General features: G+C 69.5%; 14 protein-coding genes. 7 read left to right on the forward strand and 7 right to left on the reverse strand.

Annotated elements, in window-relative coordinates:
• Nucleotides 1-2: 2 nt before the first annotated feature.
• Complete coding sequence (locus IPH07_35785) at nucleotides 3-974, reverse strand: carboxypeptidase regulatory-like domain-containing protein (protein ID MBK6922804.1); 972 nt, start codon at nucleotides 972-974, stop codon at nucleotides 3-5.
• 51 nt (nucleotides 975-1,025) lie between these two features.
• Here IPH07_35785 and IPH07_35790 point away from each other — a divergent pair, with 51 nt between their 5' ends.
• Complete coding sequence (locus tag IPH07_35790; protein MBK6922805.1) at nucleotides 1,026-1,469, forward strand: hypothetical protein; 444 nt, start codon at nucleotides 1,026-1,028, stop codon at nucleotides 1,467-1,469.
• Here the strand turns inward: IPH07_35790 and IPH07_35795 are convergent, their stop codons facing one another.
• Both IPH07_35795 and IPH07_35800 read right to left on the reverse strand, forming a co-directional pair.
• Nucleotides 1,470-2,522, reverse strand: coding sequence for a hypothetical protein (locus IPH07_35795; GenBank protein MBK6922806.1), 1,053 nt, complete (start codon nucleotides 2,520-2,522; stop codon nucleotides 1,470-1,472). It lies immediately after the preceding gene.
• A gap of 293 nt (nucleotides 2,523-2,815) precedes the next feature.
• A complete protein-coding gene (locus IPH07_35800; GenBank protein MBK6922807.1) occupies nucleotides 2,816-3,037 on the reverse strand; it encodes a hypothetical protein in 222 nt (73 codons plus the stop codon).
• On the opposite strand from IPH07_35800, the gene IPH07_35805 reads away from it, so the two are divergent.
• Together IPH07_35805 and IPH07_35810 are read left to right on the forward strand one after the other, a co-directional pair.
• Nucleotides 3,009-4,553, forward strand: coding sequence for a beta-lactamase family protein (locus IPH07_35805; protein ID MBK6922808.1), 1,545 nt, complete (start codon nucleotides 3,009-3,011; stop codon nucleotides 4,551-4,553). The genes IPH07_35800 and IPH07_35805 overlap by 29 nt on opposite strands.
• A 360-nt stretch (nucleotides 4,554-4,913) precedes the next feature.
• Nucleotides 4,914-5,621, forward strand: a complete 708-nt coding sequence (locus IPH07_35810) for a hypothetical protein (GenBank protein MBK6922809.1) — start codon at nucleotides 4,914-4,916, stop codon at nucleotides 5,619-5,621.
• Between the two features lie 58 nt (nucleotides 5,622-5,679).
• Here IPH07_35810 and IPH07_35815 read toward each other — a convergent pair whose 3' ends face one another.
• Complete coding sequence (locus IPH07_35815; GenBank protein ID MBK6922810.1) at nucleotides 5,680-6,540, reverse strand: alpha/beta fold hydrolase; 861 nt, start codon at nucleotides 6,538-6,540, stop codon at nucleotides 5,680-5,682.
• Nucleotides 6,541-6,780: 240 nt separating this feature from the next.
• Here IPH07_35815 and IPH07_35820 point away from each other — a divergent pair, with 240 nt between their 5' ends.
• Entirely contained in the window at nucleotides 6,781-7,359 is a 579-nt protein-coding gene (locus tag IPH07_35820; protein ID MBK6922811.1) for a hypothetical protein, read from the forward strand.
• 10 nt (nucleotides 7,360-7,369) lie between these two features.
• Here IPH07_35820 and IPH07_35825 read toward each other — a convergent pair whose 3' ends face one another.
• Nucleotides 7,370-8,323, reverse strand: coding sequence for a helix-turn-helix domain-containing protein (locus tag IPH07_35825; protein ID MBK6922812.1), 954 nt, complete (start codon nucleotides 8,321-8,323; stop codon nucleotides 7,370-7,372).
• A 108-nt stretch (nucleotides 8,324-8,431) separates the two neighbouring features.
• Here IPH07_35825 and IPH07_35830 point away from each other — a divergent pair, with 108 nt between their 5' ends.
• Nucleotides 8,432-8,734, forward strand: coding sequence for an antibiotic biosynthesis monooxygenase (locus IPH07_35830; GenBank protein ID MBK6922813.1), 303 nt, complete (start codon nucleotides 8,432-8,434; stop codon nucleotides 8,732-8,734).
• A 37-nt stretch (nucleotides 8,735-8,771) separates the two neighbouring features.
• On the opposite strand, the gene IPH07_35835 is transcribed toward IPH07_35830, so the two are convergent.
• Nucleotides 8,772-9,917 carry a penicillin-insensitive murein endopeptidase gene (locus tag IPH07_35835; GenBank protein ID MBK6922814.1) on the reverse strand — a complete coding sequence of 382 codons (1,146 nt, stop codon included), beginning with the start codon at nucleotides 9,915-9,917 and terminating at the stop codon, nucleotides 8,772-8,774.
• A gap of 225 nt (nucleotides 9,918-10,142) precedes the next feature.
• On the opposite strand from IPH07_35835, the gene IPH07_35840 reads away from it, so the two are divergent.
• Nucleotides 10,143-10,670 (forward strand): polymer-forming cytoskeletal protein, encoded by a 528-nt coding sequence (locus IPH07_35840; GenBank protein MBK6922815.1) that lies wholly within the window; start codon nucleotides 10,143-10,145, stop codon nucleotides 10,668-10,670.
• Between the two features lie 80 nt (nucleotides 10,671-10,750).
• Here the strand turns inward: IPH07_35840 and IPH07_35845 are convergent, their stop codons facing one another.
• Nucleotides 10,751-13,702, reverse strand: a complete 2,952-nt coding sequence (locus IPH07_35845) for an insulinase family protein (GenBank protein MBK6922816.1) — start codon at nucleotides 13,700-13,702, stop codon at nucleotides 10,751-10,753.
• Nucleotides 13,703-13,872: 170 nt separating this feature from the next.
• Between IPH07_35845 and IPH07_35850 the strand changes: the two genes are divergently transcribed.
• On the forward strand, nucleotides 13,873-14,232 hold the full coding sequence (locus IPH07_35850) for a hypothetical protein (GenBank protein MBK6922817.1): 360 nt from the start codon (nucleotides 13,873-13,875) through the stop codon (nucleotides 14,230-14,232).
• Nucleotides 14,233-14,236: the final 4 nt, after the last annotated feature.

A 14,236-nucleotide genomic window follows, 5' to 3' on the forward strand; every position in this document is an offset into this window, starting at 1 on the left:
GGTCAGCTCCCGTGCCAGTCCACCAGGGCGTCTGCACTGGTCGCGTCGAGCTCACCGGGCTGCTGCTCGAGCCCCTCGCGCTGGAACGTGGCGAGCACGTCACCCTCGCGCCACAGCGGGTTGTGGCCCTCGCGAAAGCCCAGGTTCCACAGTCGCGCCGCGGCGCCGCTCGGATCGTCGGCGGGGCGCAGTCGACCGACGTTGAGCTCGAACCGCCAACGTCGACCGCCGCCGCGTGGCTCGATCGTCAACAGGCCGCGCGTGACATCGGGGAGCACCGGTGCGTGCAGGCGCCCGGCGCGATCGGTGCGCCCCACCTGGGTCGCGATCGGACGCGACGAGCCTTCGAACGACAAGGCGTACGAGCAGCCCGCCCACGGTCGCGCCTGCGCATCGACGACGCGCAGCGTCATGACCACGGGCAATCCGATGCGGTGCACGACCACCAGGTGTCCCGCCGGCGCGTCGAGCCAGCGCAGCGTTCTGCGCGGCACCTCGAGCTGCATGCCGGGGGTCAGCGCGAACTTCGAGTGGTGCGCACCGAAGCGGGCGGCGTTGTGATCCCACAGCGTCTGCGGCAGCAGCCCGTGGAGATATCCGAGCTTCATCAAGCATTGTCCGGGGGTGACCTTGATCATGTGCGGCGGGGCATCGCGGGGCGTGAACGCCGACCACGACGGCGCGATCGTGCTGACCGCCGCGCTCGCCGACAGCGGCAGCTTGGCCACGAGTTCCCACGCGGCCGCGTCGAGCTCGGCCAGCGTCACGCGGGTCTGTTCACCGGGCGGGACGCCCTCGAAGCGGCAGCGCCCGCGTGCATCCGTGACGTCGCTCTGCAGCCCCTTCGACGGGCTCTCGAGCACCACCGCGAGCCCCGCGAGCGGTCGATCGTCGTCACCGCAGACGATGACCTCGATGGCTTCGAGGGGCTCGCCACCAGCGCAGGGCTGTACGACACTCGATTCGCTCGGCACGTCGTCTCCTCTCGATCCTCGGGTCGTGCGTTCGCGGCTACTATATCAGCGGTGACGCACGACGCAGACGGTCGCGAACCCCTCGTGATCCGTGCCCCACAGATCGTGGCGCTGCTCGAGGCGCGCGATCCAACGCTCGCCGAGTTCGCTGCGCAACTCGCACGCCGCCATCCCGACGGCCTGCACGGTCGAGCGCCCCGGCAGTACGAAGAGGCCCTGCGGACGCTCGCGTCGCGGATGGTCCAACGCTACGGCGTGCTCGACTCCGGCCACCTGCTGCGCCTGTTCGCGATCGCACAGCAGCGCGGATGGGACTTCGACCACGGCGATGCCGGGGCGTGGGTGCGGCAGATCTTGCTCGATCCACGCACGCCGCGCGCGGGCCGTCGCATCGAGCGGCTCGAGGCGGAGCTGCGCGAGCGCGACGCGATCGAGGCCCGCAATCGGGCGATCGATGCGGCGTTGTCCGGTCGGATGCCGCGACGCGGCAGCTGATCAACCGCCCAAGCGAGGTCGCGTCAGCGTGAGCCCGCAGCTGCTGCCCAGCGATGGCGCGGACGGGCCGTACCCCCAGCACGACAGCCCGCCCGCGCCATCGATCTTGCAGCCGAAGTTGGCGACGTACGCGGCGTCGCTCGGGCTCCCGGCGGGCGGCAGGTACGGCGCGCCGGTGTCGAACGGCGCGCCCCAGCAGACCGACTGCGCGCCCGCAAAGCCGCAGGTTCCGACGGCACCCACCACCAGTCGATCGAACTCGATCGTCGTCGCGCGATAGAAGCCGGGCACCACCTCCGCCCAGTCGAAGTCGTTCTGCGCATCGTACAGCTGGCCGTCATCGTTGCTGCCCCAGCAGTAGATGTGGCCATGATCGGTGAGCGCGCAGCTGTGCTGGTCGCCGACCTCGACATCGACGAACTCCTCGTTGGGCAGCAACCAAGCCTCATCGATGATGGCGTGTCCGAAGCTCTGATCGTCGTCGTCGGCGCCCCAGCAGGCGATGCGACCGTCGACCATCAGGCCGCACGAGTGCCACGCGCCGGCGCTGACGTCGACCCAGACATAGTCGTCGTCGAAGGGCGCGGCTGGAGGCGATGACTGACCGCTCGAGTTGTCGCCCCAACACGCGATGCTCCCGTAGCCGGTCGTTGCACAGGTGTGAAACCAGCCAGCGTCGATCTCCGCCGGGCTGTAGCCGGGGTTGAGCGATGCGGTGGCGAACTGGGGCGGTGGCGTTCGCTGTCCGCTCGAGTTGTCGCCCCAACACGCGACCACGCGGCTGCTCATGATCGAGCAGGTGTGCAGCAGCCCCGTGGTGATCGACGTGTAGCGCGGCGGTGGCGTGAGTTGGCCGCGCGGGATGATCCGACTGGTCGCCTGCCCGAAACCATTGTCGCCCCAGCACAGCGCGTCGCCACAGCTGGTGGTCGCACACGCGTGCGTGTAGTGGACGTCGACGTCGAGCGCAGTCGGGGCCGCAGCTGCGTCACGGCTGAGCAACGCGGACGCGAACGGGAGCAAGAGCAGCGAAGCGCGACGTGGGTGATACATGAAGGGCCTCCTGGTCCCATCCGAGCAAGCGGCATGCCCACTGTCGCGACGCGCTGTTGCGTGCGCGCCCGGCCGAGCGCAGCCCGCCTGTCACCGGGGACAGCACATGGGATGCGGGCGGCCGTACGCAGCGCGATCGTGACGTGGACCACGCGAGTGCGCGTCGATGCGAGATCGGCGGTGACACCAATCGACCCCATGGTGTTTCCATGGGCAATGCCCAACGCTCCCGCAGGCGTCCCATCACCGGGACGCGCACTCGCGGCGCTGCTCTGCGCCGCTTCGCTCGCGTGTCAGCACGACGACGGCCACGCCCACGCCGACAGCACCTCGGGCGAGGGCGGCACGAGCAGCGACTCGACCGGATCGATCACGACGGCCTCGACCACCGCGGCCGCCGACTCGAGCAGCGAGGGCGGTAGCGGCCAAACCGACACGTCGTCCGGGGGATCGACCGGCGGATCGAGCACCACCGGCGACACCAACGTGCTCGACGATGCGTCGATCGAGCGCATCCGTGCGGCCGTAGCGGACTCGCTCGGCGACGGCTACGCGACCGGCTACAGCGTCGCGGTCTGGCGCGACGGCGAGGTCATCTACGCCGAGGGCTTCGGAACCAAGGACGCCGCGAGCAATCCGGTGACCACCGACACCGTGTTCCAGATCGGCTCCGACACCAAGAAGATGACCGCGATCGCCCTGTTGCGCGAGGTCGATGCGGGCACGATCGAGCTCGACACCACGGTCGGTGATCTGCTCCCGGGCGTCACGCTGGCGGCGTCGCCCGGCGCCCTCGAGTCGCTGACGGTGCACCAGCTGCTCTCGCATCAGACGGGCCTGTTCGACTACACGCCGTGGAGCGACGCGCCCGACGATGCCGAGCTGCAGGCGCGCGTGGCCGGAGCGTTCGCTGCCGGCGAGTACGCGATGATGCCGGCCGGGATCGCGTGGAGCTACAGCAACCCCAACTTCTCGCTCGCCGGCGCCCTCGTCGAGGTGCTCGGCGATCGCCCGTGGGCGGAGGTCGTCATCGATGACATCGCGACGCCGCTGGGCATGGCGCACACCTACGCCCGCCGCGACGACATGCTCGCGCACGAGACCGATGTCGCGAGCGGCTTCGGGCCGATCCTCGACGCCGATTTCGACACCTTCGATCTGATCGAGATCTACGGCACCGGGGTGTCATCGATCGGTTGGACCACGCCCGAGAACCACGTCGACAACGCATTCACGCGCCCAGCCGGCCTGGTGTGGTCGACCGCGAGCGACATGGCGACGCTGGCCGGCTTCTTCGTGAACGGCGATGACACGGTCTTGTCGGATGCCCTGCGCGAGACCATGTCGACCGGCCAGGTCGGCATGGCCGTCAATGTCGCGCCCGACGAGGTCGGCTACGGCTATGGGCTGATGGCGGCGGGCGGCTTCAGCGGTCCGCAGGGCTATCGTGCGACGCCGCTGCTGCAGCACGGCGGCAACACCCTCGACATGAGCTCGGCGTTCCTGGTGTTGCCCGAGCAGGGCGTCGGGGTCTCGATCCTCTCGAACGGCGCGGGCGAGAGCATGGATCTCGTCGCCGCGGTCGCGCTCGAGGAGGCTGCGGCCGATCGTCTGCCCGAGCCGAGCACGCCGCCGCAGCTGCTCGACCCGCCGGCCGCCGATCTCACCGGCTACGCGGGGGCGTTCAGCGATCTCGCGCTCGGTGACGCCACCATCACCTGGTCGGGCACGGATCTCGAGATCGACGTGCCGTCGTTCGCGATGTTGGGCGCGAGCGTCGATCCGGTGTTGATGCCGATCTATCGCGACGTCTTCTTCATGACGGTCGAGGGCACGCAGTTCGATCTCTCGTTCTACCCGGCGCCCGATGGCACGCCGAACGCCTACGCGGTGAACCGCAGCTTCGTGTTCGGGCGCGCGGCCATGGGCGCGCCGCGACCACCGATGGCGGCACTGCGCCCGCGCGACGGCCTGCAACGGGTGTCCCCGCTGTGGGCGCCCACGCCGTTGCGACTGCGCGAGCTGTGGTGACGTCGCTTCACCTCCGGCGGTGCGGCCACGGGGGTTGGACGCCCCCGGCCGGCACTGCGCTGCGACCTCGGTGCCACGGCCAACGCATCGCCGCGGCACGCGGGCGAGCGCGGCACGGCCGCTGGCGCGTGCCTTGCTGTTGCGCGTCGGTCTCCCATGAACCGAGTGGTCCCACGAACCTTCGCCCACGGGACAGGAACTGTCCTCACTGCAGCGCTGCTTGCGGCTTGTCATGCGCCGGAGAACTCGTGCACCAACGGCGATTGCGAGGCGAGCTCCAGCTCGACCGGTCACGGTGGCAGTGCGGGCACTTCGATGGACGGCAGCGGCGGGAGCACGTCGAACACGCAAGGTACGAGCATGGGCGGTTCCACGGGTGACGATGGCGGCGGCTCGCAGAGCACCAGCGCTGCGGACAGCGCGACCGACGACGACGGCGGGCCCACGCTCGATCTCGGGGGCACCTCCACGGGCCGCGGCTTCTACATGACCGACTTCCCGCTGGCGGAAGACCCGATCAGCGAGGGCGGCGCGTGGACGGCGATCTCGTCGCCGTGGCTGCGCATCCGCACCGGCGACGGTCTCGCGCAGGCCGATGCCTACGTCAGCGGCTACAACGACAACTACGCGCACCTGCAGGGCTTCGGCCCCGACGTCGAGATCACCGCGACGGTCTACGTCGCCGGCCCGCCGCCCTACGGCGAGATCCTCCTGCTCGCGCGCATGGCCGACACCGCCACCGAGAACCGCGGCTACGAATATCTCTACGACGCCGACGGCAGCGTGCAGCTGATGCGCTGGAACGGCGGGTTCGGCGACTTCACACCGATGGGCGGCGAGAGCTTCAACCCCGGGCCATTGCAGGACTTCGATCAGCTGCGGCTGCGCGTGCAGGGCAACACCATCACCGCCTCGCATCGCCGGCCGCCGGACGACTGGGTCGAGGTGGGCCAGAGCGTCGACGACACCTGGGCCGATGGCGAGCCGGGCATGGGCTTCTTCGTGCGCGACGAGGGTCAGACCATCGAGGGCATCGGCCTGCGCGACTACATGGTCGAGGAGATCTGAGCGCCCACGACGACACGATCGACGCGCCGCGGCGCCCGAGTGGTCGCAGCGAAGCCCGCTATGCGCAGTCAGAGTGGGCGGCGTGGGCGACGAACCACGCGATCAACGGTTCTACGACCGTCTCCACCGCACTCGAACCATGGCCGCCCTCGGGCGCGAGCAGCTCGTGTTTGTCGGGCGACTCGGCGATGGCCAGCAGTTCGGCGTAGCTTGCGGGGTCCACGAGCACGTCGTGGGCGCCGTGGACCAGCAACAGCGGCGCTCGCGAGGCCGCGAGGTTGCGAGGGCAGCGCTTCATCACGCGCCGCTGCGCCCACAGGTAGCGCAGACTGAAGTAGCGCACCACCAAGGGGTCCCGCTGCATCGCCAGCGCCTCTGCACGATCGGGTGCGAACGCGATCCGCTGCGGCGCGCGGTTCATGTCGACGCTGAGCGCCGAGCGACGGAAGATCGCGTTGCCGGCGAACACGACGTAGTCGCGGAAGCTCGGGCCCATGCCTTCGGCGTACCGCAGCTTCCACGCCGGGTTGACCAGCACGAGCCCCGCGAGCGTCGGTGGTGCGGCTGCGGCGAGCTCGAGGGCCGTGGCTGCACCTGCGCTGTGGCCGAGCAGGAACACCCGTGCGAACCGTGCACCGAGCAGCGCGAGGAAGCGCTCGTCGTCGTCGCGCAGCAGCGCGGGATCGTCGAGATCCCCGCGCGTGCCGTCGGAGAAACCGCTGCCGCGTGGGTGCATCACGGCGGTCGCGAAGCCTGCGGTGCGCAGTGCAGCGCATAGTCGCGGGTAGGGCGGTTCGGCGCGCACTTCGGGGCCGAGCACGAACCAAACCACGCCGCGCGTGCCGGGGCCTTCGATCGCCGTGTACAGCCGCACGTCGCGCGCGCCCTGTAGGAACACCGACGCCGTCGGAGCGGGCAACGGCGGCGTCATCCTGTGCGGCTGGGGGCGCGGCATGCCTACGACCATGGCGGCTCGTCCGGGTGATGACGCGCGCCACTTCTGCAGCCCACCGATCGCCCGGTCGCCTGACGATCGTGGCGGGCCGCTTGCGAAGCATGCAAGGGGTGACGCGCGTGACCCTCGAGATCGGGTCAAAGATCGGCCAAAGGCGCGTCCGCAGCCCGAATCGTCGGCGCGTGGCCCTGCTACCCTCGCGGTATGAGGCGTGGATCCCTGGTGCTGTGCTTGGTGGCGTGCGGGCCCACCGTCGGCGACGGAGACGGCGGCGTCGCCGATGACGGCAGCAGTAGCGGTGCGGCCCAGACCACCGGCAGCTCGACCGCCGACGCCGGCGACGGTGCCGAGGCGACCTCGGCGATGGGCACGACCGACACCGGCGTGGATGCGACCGGTTCGTCGTCGGGCGACGAGCTCGAGGACCTGCCGCCGGAGGCGGTCGGTGGTTGGCTCTGCACAGGCTGGGAGGATCCGCTGTTCGTGAACGTGATGATCGACGCCGAGATGATCTGGTCGGGCAGTCTGTACGCGCCCGAGATCTCGAGCACCGATGATCCGCTGGGGTGGACCAACTGCGCCGAGCTCTACCAGCACGGCGAGGTGTTTCCGTCGCAGTCGTACTGGGCCGGCGAGCTACCGTATCCCGAGAGCGCGATGCCGGTGCCGTTCGAGCTCCAGTTCGACTACGTGCCGAGCGACGACACCGCGACGGGTGTGTTCTTTCCCGGCGAGCCGCCCGAGGTGAAGGTGCTGTCGTGCATGCGCTGGCTGCCGGATTGAAGTCGCACGCCTACGCGCGGCGCCGCAGCTCGCGGACGCCACGGCCGGTCTTGCGTCGCAGCAACACCCGCAGCGTCAGGCCGTCGCGATAGCCCACCTCCGCGGCGATCTCGTCGAGGCTGGCGTCGCTGGTGCGCAGGCGGTGCAACGCATGGGCGACGCGTAACTCCTGCACGTAGCCGACCGGGGTCTTGCCGAGCGTGCGACGGATCCGTCGCGCGAGCGTACGCGTGCTGGTCCCGATCGCACGCGCCGAGGCCTGTGCATCGAACGGGTGCGCGAGCCGTCGGCGCACCCACTGTTCGAAGCGCGCGACGAGTTCGTCGCTGTGCGAGAGATGATCGGGGATCGCGTACAACGCCTGGGTAGGGCGCGCTTCGACCAGCAGGTAGCGCGAGACCACGTCGGCGAGGCTCGGGCTCACCCCGCGCACGAGCCACAGCGCGAGATCGAGATGTGCGAGCGCGGCCCCTGCGGTGACGATCGCGCCCGACTCGACGAGCATGTGTGACTCGTCGAGCTCGACCGCCGGGAAGCGAGCGCGAAACGTCGGCGCGAGCCACCACGTCGTCGTCGCGCGATGGCCATCCAGCAGCGCCGATGCAGCGAGCACGAAGGTGCCCGTGCATGCCGCGGTGATCCGTGCACCCTGACGCGCGCGCAGCCGCAACCACGCGGTGGCCTCGCGCACGTCGCGTCGCGCGAGCGCAGCCTCGAGGGTCTCCGGCGTCTTGCAACCGAGCGCCGGCACGACCACGACGTCGCAGCGCGAGCGTGGGCTCACCGGCTGGGTCGAGAACCGGAACCCTTGCTGCGTTCGAACCGTCCGCCGCATGCCGATGGTCCGCACGTCGAACGGCGCCGGGCCAGGCGCGGCGAGCTCGTTGGCGATCGCCAAGGTGTCGAGCACGGCCCCGAGTCCCAGGTCGAAGGCCCCGTCCAGGGTCAACACGTCGATCCGCACGATGGCGAGAATGATACCATCATTGTCGATTCTGCCATTGGTCCGGATGACCACGGCGCCGTAGGCTGCCCGGGCGGTCGCGACGATCGCAAGAAAGCGAGAGCTGCCATGGTGAACGTAGGTCTACTGGTGACGTTGAAGGCTCGACCGGGCAAGGAAGCCGACGTGGAGGCGTTCCTGAGGCAGGGCCTCGCGCTGGCGGGTGACGAGCCCAAGACGGTGGTGTGGTTTGCGATCCGGCTCGCGCCCGACACGTTCGGTGTGTTCGACGCGTTCGGCGACGAGAGCGGGCGCGCGGAGCATCTGGCCGGGCCGATCGCGCAGGCGCTGATGGCCAACGCGGAGGTGCTGCTCGCGGAGCCACCACGCATCGAGCGGCTCGACGTGCTGGGCGCCAAGCTTCCGACGTGAAGCGCGGCGTCGATCGCGAGCGAACGCGTCGCTGCGATCAGCGGCCCTTGGCCGGTGTGCGTGGCAGCTTCGGGGCCGGCTTGGTGGGGGTCGTCGATCCCCGCGGTGGGTTCTTCGGGCGCAGCGTGGGCAGCTTGCCGTTCTTCGGCGCCGGGAGCTTGCCGCCACCCGGGAGCTTGCCGCCGCCCGGCAGCTTGCTGACCGGGACGATCTTCTCGGTGGTCTCGCCGACCGAGTACACCACGCAGCGTCGGTCCGAGTCGGGGCATCGGAAGCGCACGTGCATGTGGATCGTGTGACCAGGCTCGTGGCTGATGAACGCGAAGTACTCGTCGGCCGCGGCTGCGCCAACATCGGCCTCGGCCGCGGCGCGTAGCCAGCCCTGCTGCGAGCGGTTCAAGAAGATCGCCACCACCTCGCCGCCGTCGATGAGTGTCTTGACCAGGAACCAGTTGCGCGCACCATCGAAGCCGCTGCGCGCGTCGTCGAGGATGAGGCGGATGTCGATGTCGCGGCCGGCTTGGTGCGACTGATGACCATAGATCGGCCCGCCGCGGCGGGCCGAGATCTCACCGAGCTGGATCGGCGCGCGGCCCGGGAACTTCGCTGCGGAAGCATCGAGCGCGGCGAGCACGGCGACGATCGTCTCGCCGGTGCCGAACGCCCGCGTGCGATCCGGGGCCAGCAACCAGCTGCGGCCCTCCGGGAACGGCACCGCACCGATCAAGCGGCCGTCGTTGGGCGGGCCGACCGACTCACTCCCCGAGATCGAGCCCCGGTGCACGATCACCTTGGTGCCGGTGGGGATGGCCTCGGTGGTCGACAGCGCGGGGTTCAACGCCACGAGCGAGTCGCGGGGCAACGACCACGCACGCACGAGCTCGTCGAGGGTCGAGGGCGTCGCGACCGTCCATGCGATCGCCTCGAGCGAGCGCGGTGGCTCGGGTGTGCCGAGCTCGACCGCGGGCGATGGTGACGTCGGTGGTGCGGCCTCGATCGCGTCGGTTGTCGGCGTCGCTGCGGCGGGATCGACGACGGGCTCGCTCGCGGTCTCCGAGGTCTCCGCGGCCTCGGCCTCGGGCTCGGTCGAGGACCCGCCGTTGCGGACCGAGTGGAGTACGAACGCGACACCACCGGCCACCACGGCGATGAAGAGCGCGGCGGCGATCCACGTGCCGGCCATCCCGCCCCCGCTGGGGGGCCGATGCGGCGGCGGTACGCGGGATGGCGGCCCGCCCGAGCCCCACGCCCACCCCGACGATGCAGAGTTCGAATTCGCACGCGCCATGTCGATGTTCGCGACGAGCGTAGCTTGGACGTCGTCGTTCGACCGGAAACGCGTCCGACATTACAGAGCAATTTTTAAGTATTGCGAATCACCTCAAATCATGGCTGTGATCGCAGCCCGATGTTCGCCAGACGCCGCAAGCCACCCGCCCCCGAGATGAAGGCCCTGGCCGAGCCGATGCCGGCGGCGCCGCCCGAGCCCGAGGCGGCGCCCGAGCCTGTGCCGGAGCCCTGCGCCAACGTCATCAGCGACGACGCGCGCATCAACGGCTCGATCCTCGCGGTGCGCGACCTCGAGATCGCGGGCATCGTGCGCGGCGACATCGAGTGCCACGGTCGGGTGGAGATCCGCGAGGGCGGCGAGGTCCACGGCCACGTCATCGCGCGAGAGCTCGTGATCGCAGGCCTCGTCGAGGGCGATGTCGACGTCGCGGGACGCCTCGGCATCGCCAGCACGGGCCGCCTGCACGGCGACGCATCCGCCCGCACGGTCGCGATCGACGAGGGCGCCGAGGTCACGGGCTCGTGCTCGATGGGGCTCCGCGCTGCGGCGGGGCGGAGCGCCGAGCCGGAGGCGCTGTTCCTACGCAAGATCATGGACGACGACGATGACCCCGTGATGATCGGACGCACCGCGATCGGTGCCTAGCCCCAGCGGCGCGCCACGGCATCACGAAGAACGGCCGCGAGGCTCCCACCCCGCGGCCGTCGCCACCGCGCACGCGCGGCTCAGCCGGCGGGCTTGTCGGCCTTCGCTGGGGTCGCGGCGGGCTTGGTGGTGACCGCCTTGTCGCCCGCCACCGCGGCCTTGCCCGGCTTCGCACCGCCGGTGCCCTGGCCCTCGGGCATGAGCAGGCCTTCGAAGTGCGAGCGGTCGTCGAGGTACTTCTTCGCGGCCTTCTGCACGTTCTCGCTGGTCACGCGCGCGATGCTCTTCTCGAGCTCGTTGATCTTGCGCGGGTCGGTGCCGTAGCGGAAGTGCTCGGACAGCTGCGCCGACCAGAATCGGTTCTCGCGCAGAGAGGTCTCGAGCGTGCGGCGTCGCTTCTCGCGGATCTTCTCGAGGTAGTCCTCGCCGATGCCGTCCTTCTTCAGCGAGGCGACGATGTCGAACACCGCCTGCTGCAGCTTGCCGGCGTTCTCCGGCGCGCAGCCGAAGCCGATGTTGTACGAGTACTCCGGCTTCGGACGCCGGTTGATGCGGCCGTTGCTGAACGCACCGTAGACCCCCGACATGTCCTCGCGCAGGACCTCGCGCAGGCGGATGTCGAGCACGTCGGCGAGGATCTCGATGTCGTCCTCGGCGTCGGGCGTCCAGCGGGTGGCGCCGTGGTACTCGAGCATCACGAAGCTCTTGGGATCGACGCCCTTGTCGATCTCGAACTTCTTCACGCCGCTCGGGTGGCGTGCACCGACGTCCTTCCACCTCTCCTTGCGCTTCTTGGTCGGCAGGCTCGCGAGGTAGGTCTTCACCAGCGGCTCGAGCGTGGCCGGGTCGACGTTGCCGGTGAACAGGAACGTGAAGTCACCGAGGTCGGCGAAGCGGCTCTTGTAGATCTCGAGGGCCGCGTCGTGGTCGACGCGATCGAGCGACTCGAGCGTGGTCGGCATGTGCCGCGGGTGGTTGTTCCAGCGGAACGCCGTGAACTGCTCGAAGAACACCTGCATGGGGTTCAGGTCGCGGTTCTTCACGAACTCCGCGGTGCTGGCCTTCCACGAGGTGAACGCATCCGGGTCCTTGCGCGGCGCGGTGGCCGTGAGGTGGACCAGCTGCAGCAGGGTCTCGAGATCCTGCGGCGATGCGTTGCCACGCATGCCCTCCTCGAGCTCGCCGATGAAGGGGTTCACGTTCACGACCTTGCCTGCCAGCAGGTTGCGGATCGTGACGTTGTCGAGCTCGCCGAGCCCAGAGCGCGAGACGATCGCGGCCGCGTTGGTGGCCGAGTCGTACTGCTTGTTGCTCACCAGCGAGGTGCCACCGGGGCTCATGGCCTCGAACAACACCTCGTCCTTCTTGAAGTCGGTCGGCTTCACGACCACCTTTGCGCCGTTGCCGAGCGTCCACACCGTGACGCCGATCTCCGCGATGGTCTCGGTCTTGGTGATGGTGCCCGGCGTGGGCTTGGTCTTCATCAGCTCGCCCGTTGCCCGGTCCTCGTAGGCAGCGACCTTCTTGCCCACGACCGCATCGGCGACCGCGAGTAGCTCCTTGTCGGTCGGCATCTTGTCGCGCGCGGCACCGCTGGCCATCAGCACGCGATCCTTCTGCGCGGTCCAGTAGGCGGCGCGCTCGTTGACCTCGGCGAGCGTGATACCCGGCACCATCGCCTTGGCGAGCTCGTACTGCTTGGTGCGGCTCGGCATGGCCTCGTTCTCGAGGAAGTGGAACACGGTCTCGAACGCATACGAGCGGCCGTCGACGGTGTCCTTCTCGGTCACGTTGCGCTCGAGTCGACGCAGCGTGCGGGCGCGCTCGCGCTCGAACTCGCTGGCGAGGAAGCCGTGCTGCTTCACGCGCTCGACCTCGACCACGAGGGTCTGCAGCGCGTCCTCGACGTGGCCGGCCTTGGCCCCGGCGGTGAGGTTGAAGGTGTCGACCGCACGGCCCATCGAGCTGGTGTTCGAGAACGCGAACACGAACGGCGCGTCGGCGCGCTGGCGGATCTCGTCGAGGCGCGCCCGCAGCATGCCGTGGAACAGGTCGTCGACGAGGTGCGCGCGGTAGTCCTTCTCGGTGTCGTAGGGCGTCAGCTTGCCCTTGAACGCGAGCGTCACGGTGGTGAAGTTCGCCTCCGGGTCGGTGATCACCGCCGCGCGGGTCTTGTCGAGCAACGGCACCGCCACCGCCGGGCGCGGGCGCTCCTTGCTGGGGTTGGTGAGCTTGCCGAAGCGCGACTCGATTTCCTTCTTCATCGCGGCGGGGTCGACGTCGCCGACCACCACGACCGCCATGAGATCCGGGCGGTACCAGTCCTTGTAGAAGCGCTGCAGCGTGGCCACCGGCGCCTTCTCGAGGATCTCCTTCTCACCGATGGGCTTGCGATCGGCGTACTTGCTGCCCTCGAGGTAGACCGGCCACTGCTTGTCGAAGATGCGCTGGCCGGCGCCGCGGCCCAGTCGCCACTCCTCGATGACCACGCCGCGCTCCTTGTCGACCTCCTTGGCGTCGAACGACAGCGCGCTCGACCAGTCCTCGAGGATGTCGAGGCCCTTGGCCACGAGCTTGGGATCGTCGGTCGGGACCTTGAGCTGGTACACGGTCTCGTCGAACGACGTGAAGGCGTTCAAGTCGGCGCCGAAGTCCATGCCGGCCTTCTCGAGGAAGTCGATCAGCGTGTTCTTCTCGAAGCGCTTGGTGCCGTTGAAGGCCATGTGCTCGACGAAGTGCGCGAGGCCCTTCTGGTCGTCGTCTTCGAGCACGCTGCCGGCGTTGACCGCCAGCCACAGATAGACCCGCTTCTCGGGCTTGCCGTGCTTGCGGATGTAGTAGCGCAGGCCGTTGGCGAGCTCGCCGGTCACGAGGTCGGGGTCGGTCGGCAGGGCCGGTGAGTCGTCGTGCGCGACCGGCTTGCCGTCCGAGGTCGTGACGGTCTGCCCATCCGGTGTGGTGGTGCCGACCTCGGCATGCTTCACACAACCGAACAACAACAACGCGAGGGGAATCGAGATCGTGACACGCATGGGCTTCGTCCGCGCGCCAGACTACGCGCTTTCGCCCGCGAGGACCGCCGGGGACGCGCCGCCTGGCGCACGCACCGGGCGTGAGTTGTCCGCGCTGGGCGGGCGTGCCCGAAACCCACCACGCGTCCACGCGAGCGCCACGCCGGCCGATCGGCCGCTGCCTTGCGGGGGTGCGCGCGCGCGTCTATGCTGCGAACTGCGCTGCCTCCGGCCGCGCGAGGGCAGTCGCACAGGCAATGGCAAAGCACGACGACGACGGCGGTCAGGGACTTTCCGTGGTCAAGGGCGCCTTGATCGGTCTGGGCGCGATCGCGGCGGTTTCACTGGCACTCAAGCTGTTCTGGCCGATGCTCTTCGTCGCGATGGTGGCGGGTGCCGGATACGTTGGCTACCGCGCGTTCGGGAAGACCAAGGAGCTGCAGGCCGGCAAGGACCGCAAGGCGCTGTCCTCGTCGGACTTCGATCGACGGATGCGCGAGCTCGAAGCCGCCGATCGCGAGCTCGACGCCGAGATCCGCAAGCACCGGTGAGCTG

This window comes from Deltaproteobacteria bacterium (genome assembly GCA_016709225.1).
Classification (GTDB): Bacteria; Myxococcota_A; Polyangia; order Nannocystales; family Nannocystaceae; genus Xiheibacterium; species Xiheibacterium phototrophicum.